Genomic DNA, 24,984 nt, shown 5'->3' on the forward strand with positions numbered 1-24,984 from the left:
ATCGATCCGATCGAATATCCGCTCTCCGGTCGCGACAGAGCAGCCACCAGGCTAACTTTGTGCTTCGTCAGAGCTCGTTTGATCTCATCCGTCAACGCGCCCATCGGCGCTTTGAGCTGCAGGCGGCCTTCATCGAGAGAGACGCTTATTCGACGAGAACGGATCTCGTTCATGAGTTCGATTGCGTTCATATCGCAAAATCCTCGAAAACGGCGTCTGCGGGCTGAAGCTCGTCCTGTCTCAGGGATTCGAGTGCCTTTCTCATGTCCAGCGCGTCCGCCAAGTCCGAAACTTTGTCGAACTGATAGAGCTGAGAGAGCGGCAGATCGACTCCGAGCACGTTCGATACGCGTGCGGCGAGCTGCATCGCCTTCAGCGAATGCCCGCCGAGCTCGAAGAAGCTGTCGTGGACGCCGACGCGCTCGAGGCCGAGCACTTCGGCGAATATCTCGCAGAGCGTCGCCTCCGTCGACGTGCGGGGCGCGACATAGACGCTGTGCGCGAGCGCCGTGGAATCCGGTTCGGGCAACGCCTTGCGGTCGAGCTTGCCATTGGATGTAAGCGGCAGAGCCTCGAGCCGCACGAACAGCGGCGGGACCATATAGTCCGGCAATTCCCGCCCCAGCGCGGCCTTCAGGGCGCTGAAATCCATTTCCCCTTCGCCCGCGACATAAGCGACGAGCCGCTTGTCGCCGAACGTGTCCGCCCGCGCCGCCACTGCGGCCTCGCGCACCTCGGGCAGGCGCCGCAGCGCCGCCTCGATCTCGCCGAGCTCGATGCGGAAGCCCCGGATCTTCACCTGATGATCGAGCCGCCCGAGGAACTCGATGTTCCCGTCCGCCCGGAAGCGCGCCAGATCCCCGGTGCGATACATTCGATCGCCGAATGCGTCGAACGGGTTCGGAACGAAGCGCTCCGCGGTCAGATCGGCCCGGCCGAGATAGCCGCGCGCCACTCCTGCCCCGCCGATATAAAGCTCTCCGGCTACTCCGACCGGAACAGGCTCCAGCCCGTCGCCCAGAAGATAAATCTGCGTGTTCGCGATCGGACGGCCGATCGGCGGATTTCGCCAGTCACGCTCGCTCAGCCGGATGAAGCTCGAATAGGTCGTGCATTCCGAAGGCCCGTAGAGATTGAACACGCTCCCGACCCCTTCGCGTCGCCCCAGCGCCTCGGCCAGGGTCGGCGGAAACGGCTCTCCCGCGAGGTTCACGATCCGAACGCAGGAGGGAAGCGCGTCGAGCCGCAGGAGATTCGCCATGGCCGAGGGCACGGTGTTGACGACATGCGGCGGATGGCGCCCGTCCAGCCCGGCGAGGTCGAACGCATTCTCGACGACGATGACGCTGCCGCCGAAGCAGAGCGGCAGGAACAGCTCGAACACTGCCAGATCGAAGCACAAGGACGTGGACGCCAGCGTCGTCGACACGTCGGATCGAAGGAAGATGTCCTTCGCCCAGTGCAGCATCGCCACCGTGTTGACATGCGCGATGGCGACGCCTTTGGGCTTTCCGGTGGAGCCGGAGGTGTAGATGACATAGGCGAGGTTCTGCGGCGCGGCGCGCCTGCCGAGCGGCTCGGCGCTCTCGCGGGCGAGCGCCTCGCGCTCCGCGTCGAGAAGCAGCACGGGCGTTCCAGAGGGGAGCCGCTCCGCGAAACGCTCCTGCGCCAGCACGAGCCGCGGCGACGCGTCGGCGATCATATAGGCGAGGCGCTCATCCGGATAATCGGGGTCGAGCGGAAGATAGGCTCCGCCGGCCTTCAGCACGCCGAGCAGACCCACCACCATGTCGAGCGAGCGCTCGACGCACAGGGCGACGATCGTCTCCGGCCCGACGCCGAGCCGGACGAGGCGCCGCGCCAGCCGATTGGCGCGCGCCTCCAGCTCGCCATAGGACAATTCCTCCGCCCCGAACACTGCCGCCGTCGCCTCCGGCCGCCGCCGGGCCTGCGCCTCGAACAGCTCGTGGATGCAAGCCTCGCGCGGAAAATCCGACGCCGTGTCGTTCCACTCCACCACCAGCCGATGACGCTCCGCGGCGGAAAGAATGTCGAGAGCTCTGACCGCCGTCTCGGGCGCCTTCTCCAAAGCGCTCACGAGACCATGCAGAGTGGATCGCATGTAGTCGCATATGCAGGCTGGATCGATCGGCCGCCGTGTCTGCGCGGTCACCAGAAAGCCATTTCCGAAATCATCGATCGAGAGCGTCAGAGGATAGTTGGTCCGTTCTTCCGCGAACAGCAGCTCGACCCCGTCCATCGGCGTCACAACGGACTCCGCTCGATCCGAATCGTCTGCGCTGTGACGATAGTTCAGCAATGCGGAGAATAGCGGCACCGGCGCGGCGACCTTGCTGCACCGTTGTGCCAATGAGAGCGATGCGTGTTCATGCGCGAGCAGATCGGAGAGCGCCTCGTGCGTGCTTCGCACGCCGACGACGCTCGAGCAGTTCAGGCGAATTCGAATCGGCAGGGTGTTGATGAAGACGCCGAGCGCCCGCGCAACGTCGGCCCCGCCGCTCAGGCGGCCGAGCAACACCGTGCCGAATACAACGTCCTGTCGCCCCGACAGCTCGCCGATCACCCGTGCGAAGGCCAAATGAAACAGGCACGCGGCGCCGACGCCGTATCGTTTTGCGCACTCCCTCAGCCGAATTGCGAGGCGCGCGTCCAGAGGGAGCCTCGCCTCCTCGATGGAAGAGGCGTCGCCGAGGATGTCCAAGACCCCGTAAGGCGCTGTCGGCTCGCTGACATCTCCGAGCATTGCGGTGAAGAATGCTTCATGCTCCCTGCGGCTCACGCCGAAACGCGATTGCGCCACGAAATTCCGGAAGGGCGTCGTCTCGTGCAGCGACGACATCGCTTCGCCAGCGAGTCGGGCTCTCGCTTCTTCGACGACGAGTTCGAGCGTCGTGTGGTCCAGAGCCAAATGATGCGCCAAAATAAGAAGGAGCCAGCGGCGTTTTGCGGCGTCATGCGCGACGAACGCGCGCATCAGCGGCGCGTTGCGAATATCCAGGCGAATTCGCCGCGGATTGAAGCGCTCGAGCATCTCTTCGGCAGATTCGACAGTCGCATTTTCGACGCACAAGGGAGCATTGCGCAGAACCACTTGCATCGGCTCCGGCAGCCCCTCCCACGCGATAGCGGTGCGCAGCACATCGTTTCGCTCGATGATTCCTCGGAGCGCTGCGACGAAGCTCTCCAACATCTCCCGTGAGGCGAATGCAAGCTGTATCGGCAGGAGATAGGAATCGCCGTCGACGCTTGCCAAGTGATGATACAGAATCCCTTCTTGCAGCGGCGCCAATGGATAGATGTCTTGAATGTTGGCGGCGCCGCCGGGCACGGATCGAGCGATGCGATCGATGTCCGCCTGAGAGAGTTTTACGAGCGTCAGCATTTCCGGCATAATGCAGAATTCGTCGGCGGGGATGAGATTGGGCGGGACTACCACCTCACGCCGCCTCGCCAAAGCGCCTGCCAGAGTCGCCGGTGTCGGCGCAACGAAGATCGTCCGAGCGTCTGCAGGCACGCCGCGCCGCTGCAGCAGGTCAATCGCCCTGATCGCCTTCAGCGAATGCCCGCCGAGCTCGAAGAAGCTGTCGTGGACGCCGACGCGCTCGAGGCCGAGCACTTCGGCGAATATCTCGCAGAGCGTCGCCTCCGTCGACGTGCGGGGCGCGACATAGACGCTGTGCGCGAGCGCCGTGGAATCCGGTTCGGGCAACGCCTTGCGGTCGAGCTTGCCATTGGATGTAAGCGGCAGAGCCTCGAGCCGCACGAACAGCGGCGGGACCATATAGTCCGGCAATTCCCGCCCCAGCGCGGCCTTCAGGGCGCTGAAATCCATTTCCCCTTCGCCCGCGACATAAGCGACGAGCCGCTTGTCGCCGAACGTGTCCGCCCGCGCCGCCACTGCGGCCTCGCGCACCTCGGGCAGGCGCCGCAGCGCCGCCTCGATCTCGCCGAGCTCGATGCGGAAGCCCCGGATCTTCACCTGATGATCGAGCCGCCCGAGGAACTCGATGTTCCCGTCCGCCCGGAAGCGCGCCAGATCCCCGGTGCGATACATTCGATCGCCGAATGCGTCGAACGGGTTCGGAACGAAGCGCTCCGCGGTCAGATCGGCCCGGCCGAGATAGCCGCGCGCCACTCCTGCCCCGCCGATATAAAGCTCTCCGGCTACTCCGACCGGAACAGGCTCCAGCCCGTCGCCCAGAAGATAAATCTGCGTGTTCGCGATCGGACGGCCGATCGGCGGATTTCGCCAGTCACGCTCGCTCAGCCGGATGAAGCTCGAATAGGTCGTGCATTCCGAAGGCCCGTAGAGATTGAACACGCTCCCGACCCCTTCGCGTCGCCCCAGCGCCTCGGCCAGGGTCGGCGGAAACGGCTCTCCCGCGAGGTTCACGATCCGAACGCAGGAGGGAAGCGCGTCGAGCCGCAGGAGATTCGCCATGGCCGAGGGCACGGTGTTGACGACATGCGGCGGATGGCGCCCGTCCAGCCCGGCGAGGTCGAACGCATTCTCGACGACGATGACGCTGCCGCCGAAGCAGAGCGGCAGGAACAGCTCGAACACTGCCAGATCGAAGCACAAGGACGTGGACGCCAGCGTCGTCGACACGTCGGATCGAAGGAAGATGTCCTTCGCCCAGTGCAGCATCGCCACCGTGTTGACATGCGCGATGGCGACGCCTTTGGGCTTTCCGGTGGAGCCGGAGGTGTAGATGACATAGGCGAGGTTCTGCGGCGCGGCGCGCCTGCCGAGCGGCTCGGCGCTCTCGCGGGCGAGCGCCTCGCGCTCCGCGTCGAGAAGCAGCACGGGCGTTCCAGAGGGGAGCCGCTCCGCGAAACGCTCCTGCGCCAGCACGAGCCGCGGCGACGCGTCGGCGATCATATAGGCGAGGCGCTCATCCGGATAATCGGGGTCGAGCGGAAGATAGGCTCCGCCGGCCTTCAGCACGCCGAGCAGACCCACCACCATGTCGAGCGAGCGCTCGACGCACAGGGCGACGATCGTCTCCGGCCCGACGCCGAGCCGGACGAGGCGCCGCGCCAGCCGATTGGCGCGCGCCTCCAGCTCGCCATAGGACAATTCCTCCGCCCCGAACACTGCCGCCGTCGCCTCCGGCCGCCGCCGGGCCTGCGCCTCGAACAGCTCGTGGATGCAAGCCTCGCGCGGAAAATCCGACGCCGTGTCGTTCCACTCCACCACCAGCCGATGACGCTCCGCGGCGGTCGTCATCGGAAGCGCGTCGGCGCGCCGCATCGGATCGGCCGCGATCCCCTCCAGCAGCGTGAGGTAATGCGACGCCATCCGCTCGATCGTCGCAGGCTCGAACAGCGCCGTCGCATATTCGAGCGACGCGATCATGCCTTTCCCCGCATCGCCCCCCTCCGCCTCGGCGAGTTCCAGCGTCAGATCGAACTTCGAGGTTCCGCTGTCCGTCTCCAGCGCCTCGATCCGCAGCCCCGGAAGGGCAAACGCCCGCTCCGGCGCGTTCTGATAAGCGAACATCGCCTGGAACAGCGAGCTGCGACTCATGTCCCGCGCGGGCTGCAGTTCCTCCACCAGCCGCTCGAACGGCAGGTCCTGATGCTCTTGCGCGCCGAGCGCCGCCTCGCGAACCCGTTCCAGAAGCTCGACGAAGCTCGGCTCCCCCGAAAGGTCCGCCCGCAGGGCCAGCGTGTTGACGAAAAACCCGATCAGCCCTTCGAGTTCGACCCGCCGCCGGTTCGCCACCGGCGCGCCGACGCAGAAGTCCTTCTGTCCGCTGTAGCGCGACAGCAGTAGTTGAAACGTCGCCAGGAACGCCATGAACGGCGTCGCGCCCCGCTCGCGCGCCAGCTCCTTCACCCGCGCCGCCAGCCGCGCCGGAATCTCGAAACGATGCACGGCTCCCGCATGATCCTGCACGGGCGGGCGCGCATGGTCTGTCGGAAGCTCGAGAACGAAGGATGCTCCGCTCAGAGCCTGCCGCCAATAAGAAAGCTGCCGCTCCAGGACTTCCCCCTGCAGCCATTCCCGCTGCCACGCCGCGTAATCGGCGTATTGAATCGCGAGCGGCGCGAGCGGCGACGCCAGCCCCTGAATCCGAGCCTCGTAGAGCGCCGCGAACTCGCGCATCAGCACATCCGTCGACCAGCCGTCGGAGACGATGTGATGCAGAGTGAAGGCGACGACATGCTCGCGGGCTTTGGTCTCTTCGCCGATTCCGAGATCGACCACGAGCACGCGCAAGAGCGGGCCGCGGGCCAGATCGAAGGGTCGTCGCGCCTCCGCCTCGACGAGGCGCCGCGCCTCCCTCTCCCGCTCGTCGCGCGGCAGCTCGCTCAGATCGACGACGGGACAGGCGATCACGAGCGACGGCGCCACGATCTGCGTCGCCTCTCCATCCGACCCTCCGAAGCTCGTCCGCAATGCCTCGTGGCGAGCCACGATCTCGTTCACGCTCCAGCAAACTACCGAAATATCCAGCGCGCCCATAAAGCGGAAAGCGCCGGCATTGTTGTAGATGGCGCGCTCGCGCTCGATGAGGTCGAGCAGCCACAGGCGTTGTTGTCCGAAAGAAAGCAATTTTCTCGCGCCGCTCGAGGGCTCGAGCGGACTCTCCGGAACCGCCCGCGTCTCGAGCCGCGTACGCAGCGTCGTCAATTTTTCGGGAGAGAGACGCGACAGACGCTCGACTAGATTAGCCATAATCGTCCTTCCTGGCTCTTGGATTCCTGTCGGTCAGATCATGATCTCTGCTCTGCCGAAGAGAAGTTGCGCGGAGACGCCGAGTTCGTCGCGGAGCGATCGGATGAATTTCGAGATCTCCGCCATGTACACATCGTCCTCGGCCGGAGTCAGCGCGAGCAGATAGCGAACCCAGGGCTCGCGCCCGACCGCATAGACGAACGCCTGCCGGCAGCGAACGGCGCGAGCCAGCTCCTTCGCGGCATCTGCGTTGCATCCGTTCGAGCGCCGCCCCTGGCTATGCCGGTTGTCGGGCTTGTTGGGCAGGATCGGCCCATAGACCCACGTCAGGGGCGCGCCGACGCACTCCATCCCGACGAAGAGCGCGTCGATGGCGCCCGTCTCGCGCGTAAGATGCGTATAGATGCCGGGATCGAGACAGTTCGAGTCCGCTGCGAAGAGGACGCTGCGCGTCCCCGCACAGATGAGGTAGGCGGCCTTCGCGCTGGGGAGATCATTGTGTTCGCCGAGAAATGGAACCGCGATGATCCGGCCGCCGGGAATCGCGATCTCATCCATCACGTCGACCTCCCGCACGTCCTCGAAGCCGAGCCGGCGTGCGAGCAACATCAGCGACGGATCCGCATAGAAGGCGCCGGAATTCTTCGGGATGACGATCGCGCCGATCTTGTGCCTCAATCGAAGCAGCGTTTCGATCACGAAATGGTCGTGATGCCCGTGTGTGATGAGCACATAGTCTATTCGTTCGGGCAGATCGCCGAAGCTGAAGCGCTCGACGTCATGCTGCTCGGGCCGAGCGGCGATCAGCGGATCGACGAGGATCGAGACGCCTGCGCCCTCGACGAGCGCGCAAGCATGGCCGAAATAGCGAATGCGAATTCCTTCGCCGCTCCACGGCGCCCGGATCGCGCCTTCGGCCTCACGCAGCAGCGCTCGTAGCCGCGCAGCCCGCGACTCTGGAACGTCCAGCATGAATCTGATTTCGTCGAACGGCTTCGGCTCCCGATCCAGCCGGAACAGCTCGTCGATCTTCGGATCGTCGAAGGCCACGTCCCAATCCACCGACTCCTCGCTCGAAAGCCTCGGCGTGCTCATGTAATAGGGACGTTCGAGATCGGCGTCGAGGCGGAACAATCGCAGCGATTGCGCCTCCTTCTTATACGATCCGCTCTTGTAGAGAAGCCCCTCGAGTGGCCGAACGATCGGCCGGTCATAGTAGTCATAGAGGAGCTCGACATAGCCCCGCAGCGGCGGCGGAAGACGCTGATAGTACGCTTCCAGGCTTTCGCCCTTCGCTTCGGATACGAGCTGGTTATGAAAGGCGATCAGCGCACGCGCGAATGCGAGGCTGTCCGCGAAGACAGTCTCGGTCTGCTGCGCAAACGCTTGCACCTCCGGCAGCCGAGTCGCCGGCACGTCGACGAAGGCGCCGCCCAGAAGCTTGGGATTACGGCACGACGCTTCGTGAATAGCGGGGGCGCCGAGATATGAATGCAGCGTTTTCAGCTGATAGTTCAAGAGATGCATGCCGTGAGTCACGGGAGCCATCACATGCGGCCACGCCACCCAACGTCCGATCAGCGGTTCCACACATGTGCTCTCTGCGAGAGCGTAACGCGCCTCAACCGACATGCCGCCGTCCCCCGTCGTCAGCAAACAGCCTCGCCGTCGCGTCTGCATCGGACATCGGCTCGATCTCCTCAAGAAGCGCTTTCAGCTTCTCGTCGATGACATCCGCGCCCACCGCCCGCTCGATCTGTGCGGCGAACTCTGCGAGAGTGCCGCCTTCGAACAACGTCGTGATTGGGATATCCTTGCCGAACAGCTGCTGCACGCGTGCGACCACTTGAATGCCCGACAATGAGTTGCCGCCCCGATCGAAGAAATTGTCGTTTCGATCGATTTCCTCTGTCGAGAGAACTGTGCGCCAGATATCGGCGAGGAGAAATTCGATCGCGTTCGCGCAACCTTCGCTTTCGGCAATCGGGCGCGATATCGCGGACTCCGGCTCGACCAGCGCCGAGCGATCGACCTTTCCGTTCGGAAGCTGCGGCAGAGCAGTGAGCGCGACGATGGCGTCGGGCGTCATGAACGCGGGCAGATTTTGCGCGATATGCTGCCGAACCGCGTCTTCGGTCGCGCGAAGGTCGCCTTCGGCGGCGACGTAGGCGATCAGCCTTGCGTCGTCTCCTCCACGCGTGCGCACTACGACGACCGCATCCGACACCGACGGATGCGCGACGAGAACGTCCTCGATTTCCCCAGGATCGACGCGGTAGCCGCGAAGCTTGATCTGTTCGTCGAAACGTCCGAGAAATTCGAGCCGGCCGTCTCGCAGGCGCTTCACGCGATCGCCTGTCCGATAGAGGCGCTCGCCTGGCTCGCCGAAAGGGTCGGGCACGAATTTCTCCGCCGTCAGATCGGGACGGCCGCGATAGCCTCGCGTCACGCCTGAGCCGCCGATGTAGAGTTCGCCGACGACGCCGATGGGCGCGAGATCCCCGTCCAGCCCGACAACGAAGGCTCTCGCGCCCGGAATCGCGCGCCCGATGCTCACTGGCCTCATTTTGTCATCGCTTCTCTCGATCTCGTGAATCGTGCTCCAAACCGTGCACTCCGTCGGACCGTATTCATTGAACAGGGCGGTGTCCGGCAGCACCGTAAAATGGGCCTCCGCGATTTCACGCTTGCAGGCCTCGCCCGCGACGATGCAGCATCGAAGCGATGCGCCGCCTTTGGGGTTCGTCACCTTCAGCAGCGCGGAATAGAGCGAAGGGAGACAGAGGAGATGAGAGATGGACTCGTCTTCGATCAGACGCACGAGCGCGCCGGGATCACGCCGCGTCGCCTCCGAGGGGATTCGCAGACGCCCGCACTGGAACAAGGTCCAGAAAAGGCCGGCCAACGAGCTGTCGAATGAAGTCGACGACAACAGCAGGAAGCTTTCCACGGGGGCGGCATAGCGCCGAATGCGCGCTCTCGTGGATGCGACGGCGTTGCGATGGGTCGCCATCACGCCTTTCGCGCGTCCCGTGGAGCCCGACGTATATATGATGTAGGCGATATTGTCCGGCCTGACGCGCGAGACGACGGGAGTGGCCGGCATAGCGTCGAGAACCTCCGCCTCGAGCAGCACGATGGGCGTGGTCGCTGTCATGTCGCCGAGGTTCGCAGCGAGCTCTCTCGTTGTGATCACCGCGACGGCGTTCGCATCCGACAGAATGTAATCGATCCGGCCGGATGGATAGGCCGGATCGATTGGAAGAAAGGCCCCTCCTGCCCCGAGAACGCCGACGATCGCCGCCACCAGATCGACCGACGGCTCCAGAAGCACGGCCACCGGCGCATCCGGGCCGACTCCGAGGCGTTGGAGCCAATGCGCGATCTGATAGGCGCGGCGAGACAGTTCGTCGAAGGACAGTGAGGCGTCGTCCGCCGATACGGCCACTTCGTCGCCACGAGCGTTTTTGCCGATCCAATGATGGAGCAGCTCGGATTCCGCCTGCTCGAGCGGATCGCCTTCCGAAAGAGCGGAGATTCGCGACCTCTCGACAGAATCGAACAGTCGCAGCGCGCCGATGCGTCGCGCGGGCGCCGCCAATATGTCTCGAACGAGGAGGGTAAAATGCTCCGCCATACTTTCGATGCTCGCTTCATCGAAGAGATCCGCGTTGTATTCGAATCGCAGCCGCAGACCCGGCGCCTCGTTGAACACATGCAGCACGAGATCGAACGCCGCCGAATCCGTGCTCATCTCGTCGACTTCGATCGTGAGATCTGCAAGCGACAGTCGTTCAATCGGAATATTGTGGTGAACGAAAGCCACCTGGAACAGCGGATTGTGGCTCAAGCCTCGCTTGTTCGCGAGTCTCTCGACGAGCGCCTCGAACGGCGCATCCTGATTCGCTTGAGCGCCGACCGCGGCTACATGCACGCGCTGGAGCAAGTCCTCGAATGTCGGATCATCGTCGACGGTTGTGCGCAGCACCAGAGCATTTGCAAAAAAACCGACCAGCCGCTCCAACTCGGGATGCGTGCGATATGCGATAGTGGTTCCGACGGCGAGGTCGGTTTGGCCGCTGTAATGATAGAGCAGGGTTTTGAACGCGGAGAGCAAAACGACGAATAGCGTCGTGTTCGCCCTTCGAGCGAGCTCCGTCAAGCCGGCGAGCGCGTCTCGCGAAAGCATCCATGAATGCCGTGCGCCGCGATTGGCTTGCTTTGCGGCGCGGGGCCGGTCAGTCGGCAGAGCGAGCAAATCCGGCAGGCCGGCAAGCCTCTTCGTCCAATAGTCCAACTGCTTCGCGCCGACTTCGCTCGTCATCAGCCGGCGATGCCAATACGCGAAGTCGCCATATTGCGCGGACAATGGCGTGAGCGGACGAGATATGTCGGTGGTCGCCGTTTCGTAGAGCTGCGCAATTTCCTTTACGAGAAGCCCGCTCGACCATCCGTCCCAGATGATGTGATGAATGGTCAGAAGAAGGACGTGGCGATCGGGAGCCAAGAGCAGCAGCGTCGCTCGCATCAGAGGTGGCGCATCGAGATCGAAAGGCTTGCGCGCTTCGATGTAGGAGAGCTCGTGAGATCTCGCCTGTTGCTCCGCTTCGTCGAGATGTCGCAGGTCGATCCGGTCTATGGGGAAATCGACAGCCGTCGAATAGAACAGCCGAGGAACGCCGCCGTCATTCGCAAAGCCCGAGCGCAGCACCTCGTGGCGACGAAGGATCTCGCTCAGGCTTCTCGACAGGGCTGCGTGGTCCAGATAGCCGCCGATGCGCGCCATCAATGCGATGTTGAACAATGCCGGATTGGGCGACACCTGGCACTGAAACCAGATCCGCTCCTGCCCATAGGACAGCGGATTCTCCCCCTCCGGGCGGGGTCCGATCTCTGCGCCGGAAAGCTGTGGCGCCGAGCGTCCACGCAAGCGGAGCTCGAGCAGACGCCGCTTCTCCGGCGAGAGGTCCGCCTTCTTGTCCTGTCGTTCTCGGCTGGTCTCGATAATGTCCATCGGCGGTCACTCTCCTTTCGAGAACGGTCTCGGCGTCAGGCGCGGGCCGGCGCCAGTTCTTCCGCTCGGAAGGACGCCTCCGTGTCGCTCAACGCTTCGATGTCTGCGAGGACCATATCCTCCACGCGTTCCGCGAGCGCGGCGATGGTCGCTGCGTCGAATAGGACGGGCAGCGGCATCTCGATCGCGAAGGCGCCGCGAATGCGAGATCGCAATTGGATCGCGAGAAGCGAATGTCCTCCGAGCTCGAAGAAATTGTCTTCGACGCCGACCTGCGCCACGCCGAGAACATCCGACCAGATCGCGACGAGAGTGTTCTCGGTCGCGGTGCGCGGCGCCACATAGGCGCGCGACAGATGCGCTGAGGCGTCGACGTCGGGAAGTCGCTTGCGGTCGACCTTGCCGTTGGAAGTGAGCGGAAGCTTCTCCATGAAGACAAATGCGCTCGGGACCATGAACTCCGGCAGTGTCTGCAGCAGATGCGCGCGAAGCTCGTCTGTTTCGAGCCGCGGCGTGACCAAATAGGCCGCCAGGCCGAACACGTTCTTCGAGACCTCCCGAGCGATCACGCAGGCCTCCTCCACGAGCGGGTGGGCGACCAGGCAAGCTTCTATTTCGCCCGGCTCAATTCGATGGCCGCGAATCTTGACCTGATGGTCGACACGCCCGAGGAACTCGATGACACCGTCGGAGCGGCGACGACCGAGGTCGCCCGTGCGGTAGAGAACCGACCCTGGGGGACCGAAGGGATCGGGAACGAAGGATTGCGCGGTCAGCTCCGGGCGATTGATATACCCCCGGCCGACCTGGATTCCGGCGACGCAGATTTCGCCTGCTACGCCGACAGGCGTCAGCTCGAGCTGCCGATCCACGACATAGAGCCGCGTGTTGTCGACGGGACGCCCGATCGGAACACTCAGGTCGTCGCCTTCCGGCGGCTTCTCGATGGGATAGTAGGAGACGTCGTCCGAGCATTCCGCCGGTCCATATGCGTTCAGCAGGCGGACGCTCGGGAAACGCGCCATGAAGCGCCGACATAGTTCCGGCGTGAAGGCCTCGCCGCAAGGCAGCAGCCATCGAAGCCCGGTCAATCGTTCATCGTCTTCCGCCGCATCGAGCAGCGCCTTGATCATCGACGGCACCGCCTCGAGAATCGTTACCTGTCGCCGGTCGATCTCCTCGAGCATCCGCTGCGGATCGCGAGAAATGTCGTCTGGAAAGACTTCGACCCTCGCGCCGATGGCGATCGCCGTGAGAAATTGCCAAACGGAAATGTCGAAGCATTGCGACGCGGTCTGCGCAATGACGTCGTCGGCCGTCAAATCGAGCACGCGTTTCTTGGTGATGAGATTGTTGAACATGCCTCGATGCTCGACCATCACGCCTTTCGGCTTACCGGTGGAGCCGGATGTAAAGATGACAAAAGCCAGGTTGCGTGGTCTGTGTCGCGGCGATGGATTGCTCGCTGCGTCGTCGCCGTCGCTTCGCGCGTCTGGTTCGATCAGGCGCGGACGCGCGCCTTCATCCAACGCGGCGCAGAGAGCGGCTGCGCGGGAGCGTTGATCCGCTCCGGCGACGAGCCATGCCACTTCGGCCTCCTCGAGCACCTGAAGTATGCGCCTGTCGGGATAGGTAGGATCAATGGGCAGATAGCCAGCGCCCGCTTTGAACACGCCGAGGATCATCGCGAGAAAGTCGAGCCCTCGCGCGTCCCACAATGCGACGAGATCGTCCTGCGCGACGCCTGCTTCGATCAACGCGCGCGCGATGCGGTTCGCGCGTTCGTCGAGCGTGCGATAGGTGATGGTTTCACCCTTGCAGGCGGCCGCGACGGATTCGGGACGCGCTTCGGCCTGTGCTTCGAACCGTTGCACGAGATCGAGCGGACCGTCGTAATCGTAATCCGTCTCGTTCCATTCCACTGCGATGCGACGTCGCTCGTCTTTGGTCAGGAGCTGCACGTCTGCGACGAGACGATCGCTCTTTGCGATCAGCTCTTCGAGCGCATGCTTGAAGTGCGCAGCCATGCGCTCGATCGTCGCGCTGTCAAACCGCTCTCGATCATAGGTCAGGCGGAGCGTGAGCGTTTCGCTCGGAATGGCGACGAACGTCAGCGGATAATTCGTATGGACGCGCAGCTGCAGCAGATCGATGTCGAGAATGCTCTTGTCGCCCCGCAAGCTGGGGTCGATAGGCGCATTCTCGAAAGTGAGGAGGTGCTGGAAGAGGAGCGCGTTTGCGCGTGGAATAGCGCTCCAGCTCTGAATCATCGATTGCGATACGAATTCATGTTGACGCATTTCCAGATTGTCGGACATCACGTCGCGCAGCCAGTCGACGACGGGCTGATCGGGTCTGATGCGCACACGCAGCGGCAACCCATTGATGAACAGGCCCAACGCCGATTCCGCGCCGGGAAGGTCGGTCGGACGGCCCGCGACCGTGACGCCGAAAACGACCTCGTCGATGCCGGCGTATCGGCCGAGCAGCAGCGCGAGCGCGCCCTGCACATAAGTGTTGACGGTCAGGCGATGCCGGCGAGCGAGCGCCTCGAGCTTTCGCCAATCATCCGTCGACAAGGTCAAGATCACGTCGTCGACATCAACAGCGGCGTCGGCGGAATTGTCCGCGATCTCGGCGCCCACGAGCGGGGTCGGCTCCGAGAAGCCGTCGAGGTAGCGCCGCCAAAAGCTCTCGGCGGCCGTCATGTCCTTGGTGCGCAGCCACGCGATATAGTCCCTGAATTGCCCAGCCGGCTCGAATTCGACGGATTCTTCCGCCAATCCGGCAGCGTAATGCTTGCGAACGTCGAGCAATAGCGGGGAGGTGCACCAGTCGTCCATGATGATGTGGTGAAAGCTCCGCACGCAGATGTGGCGATCGTCGGCGACTCGAACGAGTCGAATGCGCATCAATGGCGCTCGAGAGAGATCGAACCCTCGCTCGCGCTCTGCGTCAAGGAGAGCGTCGATGTGCGTCGACTGCTCGATAGACGACAAATGTCGCAGGTCGAGCAGATCGATAGGCAATGAAGCGCGACGATGAACCACTTGATGAGCGCGGCCCTGCACGTCCCACTCGAAGGATGTGCGCAAGTTGGCGTGACGACCGACGACGTCGCGCCATGCGGACGAAAAGGCGGCGACGTCGAGCGGTCCCTTGATTTCGTAACGCTCCTGCATGTGGTAAAGGCCGGATCCCGTCTGGGACAGGGCATGAAACAGCATGCCTTCCTGCATCGGCGTGAGCGGATAGACGTCCTCGACGTCGGCATGCCGACGCAAGACGCGTTCGAGATCCTCGGCGTCCAGTTGCGCTAGAGCGAAGGGCGCCGCGAATTCCGCGACAGCGCGCGCGACGTCCGATAGCGACGACACGTCCTCGGGCGCCGTCAATGCCGGCGCCAGCCGCCCCACGGTCGGATGCTGGAACAATTGGCGCGGCGTCAGTTCATGACCGGCTTGCCGGAGCCGGCTCGTGACCTGTATCGCGCGAATCGAGTCGCCGCCGAGTGCGAAAAAATCATCGTCGACTCCGACGCGCTCGAGGCCGAGCACCTCGGCGAAAATGTTGCATAGTGTCGCTTCCGTCGGCGTGCGGGGCGCGACATAGACGCCGCGCGCGATCGTCGCAAGGTCGGGCTCGGGCAACGCCTTGCGGTCGAGCTTGCCGCTCGACGTGAGCGGCAGAGCCTCGAGCCGCACGAACAGTGGCGGGATCATGTAGTCCGGCAATTCCCGCCCCAGCGCCGCCTTCAGGGCGGAGAAATCCATTTGCTCTTCGCCTATCACATAAGCGACGAGCCGCTTGTCGCCGAACGTGTCCGGACGCGCCGCCACTGCGGCCTCGCGCACCTCGGGCAGGCGCCGCAGCGCCGCCTCGATCTCGCCGAGCTCGATGCGGAAGCCTCGGATCTTCACCTGATGATCGAGCCGTCCGAGGAACTCGATGTTCCCGTCCGCCCGGAAGCGCGCCAGATCCCCGGTGCGATACATTCGCTCGCCGAATGCGTCGAACGGGTTCGGAACGAAACGCTCCGCGGTCAGATCGGCCCGGCCGAGATAGCCGCGCGCGAGGCCGACGCCGGCGACGCAGAGTTCCCCGGCGACGCCGACCGGAACAGGCTCCGCATTCGCGTCGAGAATATAGAGCTGGATATTCGCGATCGGACGGCCGATCGGCACGCTCTGCGAGCCGTCGTCGCGTAGGCATTCATATGCGCTGACATCGATCGACGCCTCGGTCGGACCATAGAGATTGTGAAGCTCCGCCCGCGACGCGGCATGAAAGCGCCGGGCGGCGGCCGCGTGCAACTCCTCGCCGCTGCAGATCGTCCGCCGCAGCGACGGCAGCGCCGAGAGATTCACGACGCTCATGAACGCCTGCAGCATCGACGGCACGAAATGCAGCGTGGTGACGCGGCGCCGCTCGATCAGCTCGGCGAGCCGCGCCGGCTCGCGATGGTCGTTCGGCGCCGCGAACACGAGCCGGGCTCCCGCCTGCAGCGGCCAGAAGAACTCCCACACCGAGACGTCGAAGCCGAATGGGGTCTTTTGCAAGAGCGTGTCGTCGGCCTCGAGCCCATAGCGCTTCTGCATCCAGTCGATGCGGTTGACCACGCCGCAGTGGGGCACGGCGACGCCTTTGGGCTTTCCGGTTGAGCCTGAGGTGTAGATGACATAGGCGAGGTTCTGCGGCGCGGCGCGGCGGCCGAGCGGCGCGGCGCTCTCGCGAGCGAGCGCCTCGCGCTCCGCGTCGAGAAGCAGCACGGGCGTTCCAGAGGGGAGCCGGTCCGCGAAACGCTCCTGCGCCAGCACGAGCCGCGGCGACGCGTCGGCGATCATATAGGCGAGGCGCTCATCCGGATAATCGGGGTCGAGCGGAAGATAGGCTCCGCCGGCCTTCAGCACGCCGAGCAGACCCACCACCATGTCGAGCGAGCGCTCGACGCACAGGGCGACGATCGTCTCCGGCCCGACGCCGAGCCGGACGAGGCGCCGCGCCAGCCGATTGGCGCGCGCCTCCAGCTCGCCATAGGACAATTCCTCCGCCCCGAACACTGTCGCCGTCGCCTCCGGCCGCCGCCGGGCCTGCGCCTCGAACAGCTCGTGGATGCAAGCCTCGCGCGGAAAATCCGACGCCGTATCGTTCCACTCCGCCACCAGCCGATGACGCTCGGCGGCTTCCAAGAAAGGGAGGTGGCCGACACGCGTCCGCGGATTTTCGAGAACTCCCTCGAGAAGCAGGCGATAGCGCCGCGCCAAGCCTTCGACGCTGGCTGCGGCGAACAGCTGCGTCTTGTACTGGAATGAGAGGACCAATTCTTCGCCGACCTCGGCCGCCATCACTTTGAGGTCGAACATCTCGACGCGCTCGACGAGGCTCGAGGATCTCGCCGATCGGCCGCAGAACGAGAATGGCGCGCCGTCCTCGCCGAGCGCGAGCGCGGCGTAATCCGCCGGCGCGCTCGATTGCGCCTGCTGCAGCACGAACCATGTCTGGTAGATTGGCCACTCGTCTTCACGACGCTCGGGGCGCAATCGCTCGACGATGAGCGGAAACGGGAATCTCTGATGTTCGAGCGCGCCCTTGACCTTCGCCTGTGTCCGGCGCAGCAGATCGTCGAAATTGTTCTCGATTCGAGCATGCACCCGCAAGGCGACCGGATTGACGCAGTTTGCGACGAGGTCGACGGTCTCCACCGCCATTCGCCCGCTCGTCGGCGCGCCGACGACGAGATCGGATTGTCCAGTCACGCGATGAAGAAGGGCGAAATAGGCGGCGAGCAGAAGCGAAAAGAGACTGACGCCTTCGCTCTCGGCCAGGCCTTTCAGCCGGCGTGTCGTCTCGGCGTCGAGCCGCAGAGGCGCCGATCTTCCTCTATAGTCGGGAACGGAAGGCCTAGGAAAATCGGTAGGCAATTCGAGCGCCGGCGTTTCGGCTCCAAGCTCTTCGCTCCAATAAGTCCAATCCCGCTCCGCGACGGGGGAGGCGAGATAATCGATCTCGCGGCGAATGAAATCGCCATGGTCGCCGCTCGCAGGCGGCGTGACACCGCTGCGCGCCTCGGGCGAGAGATAGTCGGCGTCGAGCTGGGAGATGAGAAGCAGCAGCGACCAAAGATCGACTGCGATGTGGTGCGCGACGAAAAGAAGGATTGGACCGCGCTCGCTTCTACTATAGACAGCGACGCGAAACGGAGCCTGCATTTCGAGATCAAACGGGCGCCGCGCGTCCCGAGACAGCGCGTCGTTCAACTGCGCCGCTGTCCAGCTCGTCGCGTCCACCTCACAAAACCATCTGTCCAATGCGTCTGCCGGAAGCGTTTCCTGCCCGACGCCGTCGGGGCCGGAGCGATAGCGAGTCCGAAGCAAAGCGTGTCGCTCGATCAGTTGCGCCAGCGCGCGCCGAAAGCGTTCGGTGTCGAGGTTTTCGTCTAAATCGAGGGCGAGATGCAAATTATAGGCGCTGCTCGACGTGTCGAGCTGATGCACCGTCCACATTGCCCTCTGGCTATGCGACAAAGCATGCGGATCCAGGGCGCCTCGAGCCTCGCGCACGGACGAAGCCTCATCGGACGTGGCCCGAGCGATGGCGACGGCGGCCTCCGCAAAGCTCATCTCCGACAGAAGAACGCTGATCGGCGTTTCCGCTCCGAGCACGGAATCTAGCGCGTGCTTCACCTCGATAGCGCGCAAGGAGGAGAGCCCGCTGCGAGAGAGCGGCGTCGCGGGGCTGAAATCACTTTCCGGCGCCTTCAACGCGCGCGCGACGGCGGAGATCAGAAAACGGGTGAGAAGAGCCGTCTTTTGTGAGAGATCGAGATAGGAGAGCGCCTCACGCAACAAGGGATCGAACTGCTTAGGAACGGGCCGCGACGATGCATCCGAGGTAGAGCGTTCAACGGCAGACGCGCACACGAGCGTCCGCAGCGCTCCCGAAGCATAGTTTCTCCGGCACTCCATCCGCCGAAGCTTTCCACTCGACGTTTTCGGGATGGAGCCCGGCTCCACAAGCACGATCTCCCACGGCTCGACATCCGCCTCATTGGCGACGCAAGCGCGAATTTTGTGAATCAACGCTTGGCCGTCGCCCTTTTCCAATGCCACGAGGAGAGAGCGATCCGGCTCCGTGACGATGACGAGATCCTCTCGATCCTCGACGGTCACTGAAAAGGCGGCGGTGCAACCACGCCGCAAACCGGGGATCTGCTCCTCGATCGCACTCTCGATGTCCTGCGGATAGACGTTTCGGCCGGCGATGATGATCAGATCCTTGAGTCGGCCGGTGACGAACGCCTCGCTATTCTGGATGAACCCGAGGTCGCCGGTGCGCAGATAGGCGCGGCCGTCCTCGTCTCCTGCGATCGTCGCCTGAAAGACGCGCGCGCTTTCCTCCGGCCTGTTCCAATAGCCGCGCGCGACACCAGGCCCGGCAACCCAGATCTCGCCGATTTCATTGGGAGCGCATGGCATCCTGGACGAAGGGTCGATGATGCGCACGTCATATCCGGGCCATGCATGCCCGCAACCGACAATGCTCGCAGACTTCTTACCCTGCGGCAACGCGACACGTCCCGCCTCCAGCGCCTGCCGATCGACATCCTTCACCGAAAACGGTCGACCTCGCGTCGGCGCGGTCGCCACCAATGTGGCTTCCGCCAGGCCGTAGCAAGGCAGGTAGCTGTCTCGCCGAAAGCCGCAGTCCGCGAATGCTCGGGCGAAACGATCCAGAGTAGATGCGCGCACCGGCTCCGCGCCGCTGAAGGCGATGCGCCAGCTACTCAAATCGAGATGACGCTTGTCCTCGTCCTTGATCTTCCGCACGCAGAGATCGAAGCCGAAGTTCGGCCCGCCGCTGGTATGCGCCCGATAGGTCGAGATTGCGTTAAGCCAACGCAGCGGCCTTTCCAAGAAGGCCATCGGCGACATCAGATACGCGGTCGCGCCGACATAGAGTGGTTGAAGCACGTTCCCGATCAGTCCCATGTCGTGATACAGGGGAAGCCATCCGACGAGATCGGAATTCTCGTCATGCATAAAGCTTTCACGGATGAGCGCCTGATTGCTGAGCAGATTGGCGTGAGTGACCATGACGCCGCGAGGATCGCCGGTCGATCCAGATGTATATTGTAGAAACGCGATCTGATCCGGCTCGGGCGCGTAGGCATGCCAGGAGTCGGCATCCTCCGACGCGATCTGGTCCGTCGCGACCCATCGACAGGGAATACGCAGCAATTCGTTGCTTGCCTCTCTTTCGAAGCGCTCACGCAAGGAATGCGTCGTCATGACCACGGCGGGCGATGCATCTCCGAATATCGATTGTAGCCTCTGTACATGGCGGCCGGACGGGGGATAGGCCGGCACGGCGATGACGCCGGCATAGAGGCAACCGAAGAAAGCCGCGATGTAATCGAGCCCGGGCGGATAGAGCAGCAGCGCGCGCTCACCGCTCAGTCCGAGCGTGCTCAAATGCGCCGCGATCGCCCGCGCTCTGCGATCGAGATCCGCATAGCTGAGACGCGCTCCTTCCCTCTCGCCGTGGTCGAGAAAAACATAAGCCGGCTTCGTGGCCTGCGCGGCCGCGCGCATGCGCAGAAGATCGACGAGATTCGGAGCGGAAAAGGGAAAGTCCGTCCGCTGGACGCCGGCGAGAGCGAGTGACATTATGCGTCGTTCCTTTTGTGTTTTTGTCCGATCATGCGCGCGGTGCGATCGGTCAGGACACATAGTTGAGATAGGATTTGTAGTAGGGCATGATTCGTTTCGACGGGACGCCGGTCCATATCGCGAAGGCAATTAGCGCATTGTAGTAAGCGGTCTTGAGCGGCATGCCGCGTGCGACCGCCAGTACCCCATTCACGGAGCTGCCCTTCGTGTGCCAATCGACATTGAAGGACAGCGCACAATCGAGGCTTCTGACATGATGCAGCGTCCCGGGCGGCATGTAGAGAAGGTCGCCAGGACCGACGATGACTTCGACTTTTCGCGCCTCGCGGTAGAGCGGAAAACGCTCGTAGTCTGGCGCTTCGACGTCGACCTTGCACCAGCGCCAATTATAGGGATAGCACCGCCAAAGCTCCTCTTGCGGCAAAAGCGTGAAGCGCTTTCTTCCCGAAATTTGAAAAAACAGATTGTGCGTCAGCAGGCAGTCGAAATGGAGCGGTGTGAAGCTGTTCGACGGGCCGAGAAACATCTGGGCGAATTTCGGCCAGTCGGCGCCGTACCATGATGGAAAGAAGTCTCGCGGAAAAGTCTCGAGCTCGGTGTCGGCGTAGCGAAATAGGCTGGTCAGTGGAATGTCGTGCAGGTAGGCGGGCTGTTCCATGTCGTCCCGTCCTCCTTCTCGATTCTTTTCATAAAGCTCGAGACTTTCCAGATACTCCGTCAAAGGCTGGTGGAACACATGAATTCCCAGGTCCGTCCACTTCTTGAGCGGAACATTCGAACAGCCGGCAAGGTTGCGCAGATAATTGAATGTCCAACCCGAGTAGGCCGCGCATTCCTTCAAAGCGCCCCTCACGATGACTGGCCTTGCGCGGCGCACGTAGGACTCGGCGAAATCGTGCGCCGCCAGACGGTCCAGCTCGTCGACACTGTATACTTTCGACATTCGAGCCTCGAACTCTCGATCCGCCCCGCACAGAGATTCGCGTGCCGCACGAAAACATATCGTCCCGACCTGGATCACTGCGAGCGATCGATCCGTCGCCACTCGCCCGAAAACTGGCGTTGACAAGCCGAGATTTCGATGCGGCGGGCAGCTTCCGCCGTTCGCATCCGAACATCGTTTGCAACATCGCGTGGAGCCGACGTCTGGTATGTTCTTTCCGGAAAGGCCATGCCGGCTTCTAGGCCTCAAGAAGCGGCCGACTCTTCCTCCGCGACCTGTCGGCGCAGACTCAATGGGCGCATGTCCGTCCAGACTTCTTTGATATGAGCGAGGCACTCGGCCTTCGTCCCGGTCTTTCCGACGGCTCGCCAGCCCCCAGGAATATCCTTGTATTCGGGCCAAATCGAGTATTGCTCTTCATGATTGACGACCACTCTGTAGATCGTTTGATCTTCGTCGGTCCAAGCCATGGTTGTCCCTCAACTGTGTTTGGGTTTTTCGAATTCCGCTTCCGCCAGACAGAGCGCTAGTCGCATGCGAACATGGCTGGTGCGCGCTCCGCGGCTTTCACCGCTGCGTGAAGCCTGTCGAGAATGGTGTCGATCACGCCGGCGCTCACGATGAGCGGCGGGAGGAGTCGCACGACGCAGCCGAATCGTCCGCCCAACTCCAGGATCAAGCCTCGGCGCAAACACTCATGCTGGATGCGTCGCGCCAAGTTGGAAGCGGAAGCCAGCGAATATCCGCCGGGCTCGTCTCTGTCGACGATTTCGACGCCAGCCATGAGCCCGCGCCCACGCACATGGCCGATGCAACGCACGTCCACGGCAATTGCCTCGAGCCCTTTGCGCAAGCGTTGGCCCATCTCCGCCGCATGGGCGTCGAGCCTCTCGCTCACGACATGGCGGATAGTCGCCGCGCCGGCAGCAAAGGCCAGCTGATTGCCGCGAAATGTGCCTGCGTGCGCGCCGGGTTCCCACCTGTCCAGATCGCGTCGATAAATGACTACTGACAGCGGAAGCCCGCCGCCGATCGCCTTCGACAGGACGAGCACGTCGGGCGTCACACCAGAATGCTCGAAGGCATAGAGCTGCCCGGTGCGCCCGAGCCCGGTCTGCACCTCGTCGATAATGAGAGGAACATTGCGCCGTTTGGTGATGTCGCGAATACGCCGCAGCCAATCATCCGGGGCGGGATTGACGCCACCTTCACCTTGAACGACCTCCAGGATCATGCCCGCGGGAAGGAGAACCCCGCTGTTGGGATCCTCGAGCAATGTTTCGATGTATCGCGCTCCCATAGCAGCGCCCGCTTCGCCGCCGAGGCCGAAAGGGCACCGATAATCGGAAGGAAAGGGCAGAAATTGAACCTCGCCTCCCAGCCCTCCGATGGCTTGTCGGGGAGTCGGCTCGCCGGTCACGCCGAGCGTCGCGTGCGTCATGCCGTGATAGGCGCCGTGAAACGAGACAATCCCTCGACGTCCTGTCGCTGTCTTGACCAGTTTCAGAGCGGCCTCGATCGCATCCGCCCCGGACGGCCCGCAAAACTGGATCTTGAAATCTCGCGAAAACTCGGCGGGAAGGCTGTCGAACAATTCGCGAGTGAAGCGATCTTTCAGAGGCGTTGGCAAATCTAGCGTCTGGAAAGGCACCTCTTCGCCGAGCGCAGAACGAATGGCTTCGACGACCACCGGATGGCTATGACCCAGCGCCAACGAGCCCGCGCCTGCGAGGCAATCGATATACTCGCGGCCTTCTGTATCCTGCACGATGACGCCACGGCCAAACCGCAAGGCCACGGGCAAGTGCCGCGGGTAGGTCCTCGCATTCGATTCGATGTTCTCTTGCCGCATCAGATATGGATTGCCGAAAGGCCCGTAGAGAGGATGAGGCGCGCGCTGATCGGCGATCACCTCCTCATCATGCAGGATAGGTTCGATCGGGCTCACAGCGGCGAGCGCTACGACCAAACCGGCTTCCGTATCGGACTGCGCGACGTACGAGACGCCGATGCCGCTCGAATTTGATCGCGTCGCCTCTGATGACATCTTGCGTGCTCCCCTGTCACGATTCGCGCGATAGCGGCGACCGGTTCGGTCTTCGCTGAGTAATACGAATGAGGCCGTCGAAAGATGCCAATATTTTTTTGCTAACGTTTTCGTCTGCCGCGAACGTTGTGCTTCTGATCGGCTCGTCGAGCACGGAAGGTGCGGTCGGCTCCGAAACCGATAGGCGGGCGACGCATGTCGTTGTCCGCCCGCTTCGTGCAGGTCGACGCGCAGCAGCTCGATGCGCGCTCCTTCCTGCGCGCCAAGTCGTGGACGAGCTGGTTCCGCGGCGGTTCGCGCTTCTTTCTTTTGTCCGGGATGCGCTTGCTCGCTCGAATAAACATTCGGCCGCGCTTCTGCGCAGCGTTCTCCTCGATCTGTCGACGATGTGCGTTCGACATGGACGCAGGTCTCGTTTCGCCAGCGTCCATGTCGAGTCGGAACAGGCCAAGTTCGAGAATGTTCGAAAATTCAATCAGAGCGCGGCGTGAAGACGCTCGACGGCCCTCGCCATGTTGCGATTGACCGTCCGCAGCGATATGCCTAGACGCTCCGCGATTTCGGGATAGGTCATTCCATAGATTCGGCTGAGCAGAAACGTCTCGCGGCAGCAACGAGGGAGTCGTGCGAGACAGAGCTGCAAGGCGTATATCGTGGCGACATTCCCGGGAGCGGTGGCATGTGCGCCTTCCTCGGAGCCGACACCGTCGAATTTGATATTGTCGACGAAATAGGCGAAACGGGTTTTCCGCTTCCGCATGCAGTCGATCGATACGCTCGAAGCGAGGCGAAAGAGGTAGGCCCGCGCTTGTGCCGGCTCAACATCGTTTTCGAGCTGGAGCAGCCGGAGATATGCGTCCTGGACGACATCTTCCGCGTCTTCCCGTCCGACCCGGCGACGCGCGAAGCTGTTGATCGAACGGTTGCAGGTTCGAAATAGGTCCTCGATCGTTTTTTCTGAGATGGACATTAGTGGCTCCCAAGACTGATTGGACGTTCTTCGCTCGTTCGGGAGGGCCCGCCAGCTGACGCTGGCCTAGATCCGATGCTCGACGGATTGCGCCCGAAGTCGCCGGAAATTTGCGAGAGGCCAACAGCTGGAAATGCGAAGGCAGTTGGATTGTCGAAAGTGATTTCTCTGGGATCGTGAGGCACATCTCTCTCCCGTCGCCGCGCAAGCGGGCATGAAATTGACAACAATGCTGAGCGCCTCCGCCCGTCGAGGCGGAAGAGAAATAATCAGCAGCGAATATTCAAAATTAAGACCGCTCAGACTGGGGGAGCGCGCGTACGATAAGCGCAGCAGCGCGTAGTGCTATGGGAGTTGATCCAATCTCGTTCGAGCCGCGTCGATACAGAAAGCTCGAATTTAGAAGCGTGAAAGGCGACGACGACAAACCAAAACCCATCGCATCCGAAATCGCAGGTAAAGCAATATTCGCACAGCGGGCACGGGATCTCGGGCGCGTGATGATTTGCGGGCAGGCCGTCGCGGATGCAGATTTGGGTGGACGAGCCATGATTGAACGGCGCGCCAAAAGCGTCCATATGTCCGCTCGAGGGCGCGAGCAGTGGAAGAAAAGCGGCGAGGATGACGAGTAGACG

10 protein-coding genes and 1 pseudogene are annotated in these 24,984 nt (G+C 63.0%); 2 read left to right on the forward strand and 9 right to left on the reverse strand.

From position 1 onward, the window contains the following. Positions 1–47: 47 nt before the first annotated feature. The 8 genes and pseudogenes from AC6IW9_RS12350 to AC6IW9_RS12385 form a co-directional block, all read right to left on the reverse strand. Positions 48–191, reverse strand: a pseudogene (locus AC6IW9_RS12350) (TubC N-terminal docking domain-related protein); the annotation flags it as partial. Continuing rightward, on the reverse strand, positions 188–6,706 hold the full coding sequence (locus tag AC6IW9_RS12355; RefSeq protein ID WP_497764019.1) for an amino acid adenylation domain-containing protein: 6,519 nt from the start codon (positions 6,704–6,706) through the stop codon (positions 188–190). The pseudogene AC6IW9_RS12350 and the gene AC6IW9_RS12355, both read right to left, overlap by 4 nt. 33 nt (positions 6,707–6,739) lie before the next feature. Next, positions 6,740–8,386: an MBL fold metallo-hydrolase gene (locus AC6IW9_RS12360; protein WP_497764020.1), complete on the reverse strand. Its 1,647-nt coding sequence runs from the start codon at positions 8,384–8,386 to the stop codon at positions 6,740–6,742. Next, positions 8,328–11,720 carry a non-ribosomal peptide synthetase gene (locus AC6IW9_RS12365; RefSeq protein ID WP_497764021.1) on the reverse strand — a complete coding sequence of 1,131 codons (3,393 nt, stop codon included), beginning with the start codon at positions 11,718–11,720 and terminating at the stop codon, positions 8,328–8,330. Before AC6IW9_RS12365 ends, AC6IW9_RS12360 begins: the two co-directional genes overlap by 59 nt. A gap of 35 nt (positions 11,721–11,755) precedes the next feature. Continuing rightward, positions 11,756–20,386, reverse strand: a complete 8,631-nt coding sequence (locus tag AC6IW9_RS12370; protein ID WP_497764022.1) for an amino acid adenylation domain-containing protein — start codon at positions 20,384–20,386, stop codon at positions 11,756–11,758. A gap of 52 nt (positions 20,387–20,438) precedes the next feature. Beyond that, entirely contained in the window at positions 20,439–21,332 is an 894-nt protein-coding gene (locus AC6IW9_RS12375; RefSeq protein WP_497764023.1) for a cupin-like domain-containing protein, read from the reverse strand. 245 nt (positions 21,333–21,577) lie between these two features. Further along, positions 21,578–21,802: an MbtH family protein gene (locus tag AC6IW9_RS12380; protein WP_497764024.1), complete on the reverse strand. Its 225-nt coding sequence runs from the start codon at positions 21,800–21,802 to the stop codon at positions 21,578–21,580. A gap of 56 nt (positions 21,803–21,858) precedes the next feature. After that, complete coding sequence (locus AC6IW9_RS12385) at positions 21,859–23,379, reverse strand: diaminobutyrate--2-oxoglutarate transaminase (RefSeq protein WP_497764025.1); 1,521 nt, start codon at positions 23,377–23,379, stop codon at positions 21,859–21,861. Positions 23,380–23,648: 269 nt separating this feature from the next. On the opposite strand from AC6IW9_RS12385, the gene AC6IW9_RS12390 reads away from it, so the two are divergent. Next, positions 23,649–23,870 (forward strand): hypothetical protein, encoded by a 222-nt coding sequence (locus AC6IW9_RS12390; RefSeq protein ID WP_497764026.1) that lies wholly within the window; start codon positions 23,649–23,651, stop codon positions 23,868–23,870. Here the strand turns inward: AC6IW9_RS12390 and AC6IW9_RS12395 are convergent. Then, positions 23,855–24,349, reverse strand: coding sequence for an RNA polymerase sigma factor (locus tag AC6IW9_RS12395; protein WP_497764027.1), 495 nt, complete (start codon positions 24,347–24,349; stop codon positions 23,855–23,857). The genes AC6IW9_RS12390 and AC6IW9_RS12395 overlap by 16 nt on opposite strands. Before the next feature lie 407 nt (positions 24,350–24,756). Here AC6IW9_RS12395 and AC6IW9_RS12400 point away from each other — a divergent pair, with 407 nt between their 5' ends. Beyond that, positions 24,757–24,981 (forward strand): hypothetical protein, encoded by a 225-nt coding sequence (locus AC6IW9_RS12400; RefSeq protein ID WP_497764028.1) that lies wholly within the window; start codon positions 24,757–24,759, stop codon positions 24,979–24,981. Positions 24,982–24,984: the final 3 nt, after the last annotated feature.

The sequence above is a fragment of the Methylosinus sp. shoA genome (genome assembly GCF_059718125.1).

What these genes read in the sequence shown, in the direction of transcription:
- AC6IW9_RS12355 (WP_497764019.1), bottom strand. Translation starts at nt 6,706, where the DNA reads ATGGCTAATCTAGTCGAGCGTCTGTCGCGTCTCTCTCCCGAAAAATTG.
- AC6IW9_RS12360 (WP_497764020.1), bottom strand. Translation starts at nt 8,386, where the DNA reads ATGCAGACGCGACGGCGAGGCTGTTTGCTGACGACGGGGGACGGCGGC.
- AC6IW9_RS12365 (WP_497764021.1), bottom strand. Translation starts at nt 11,720, where the DNA reads ATGGACATTATCGAGACCAGCCGAGAACGACAGGACAAGAAGGCGGAC.
- AC6IW9_RS12370 (WP_497764022.1), bottom strand. Translation starts at nt 20,386, where the DNA reads ATGTCACTCGCTCTCGCCGGCGTCCAGCGGACGGACTTTCCCTTTTCC.
- AC6IW9_RS12375 (WP_497764023.1), bottom strand. Translation starts at nt 21,332, where the DNA reads ATGTCGAAAGTATACAGTGTCGACGAGCTGGACCGTCTGGCGGCGCAC.
- AC6IW9_RS12380 (WP_497764024.1), bottom strand. Translation starts at nt 21,802, where the DNA reads ATGGCTTGGACCGACGAAGATCAAACGATCTACAGAGTGGTCGTCAAT.
- AC6IW9_RS12385 (WP_497764025.1), bottom strand. Translation starts at nt 23,379, where the DNA reads ATGTCATCAGAGGCGACGCGATCAAATTCGAGCGGCATCGGCGTCTCG.
- AC6IW9_RS12395 (WP_497764027.1), bottom strand. Translation starts at nt 24,349, where the DNA reads ATGTCCATCTCAGAAAAAACGATCGAGGACCTATTTCGAACCTGCAAC.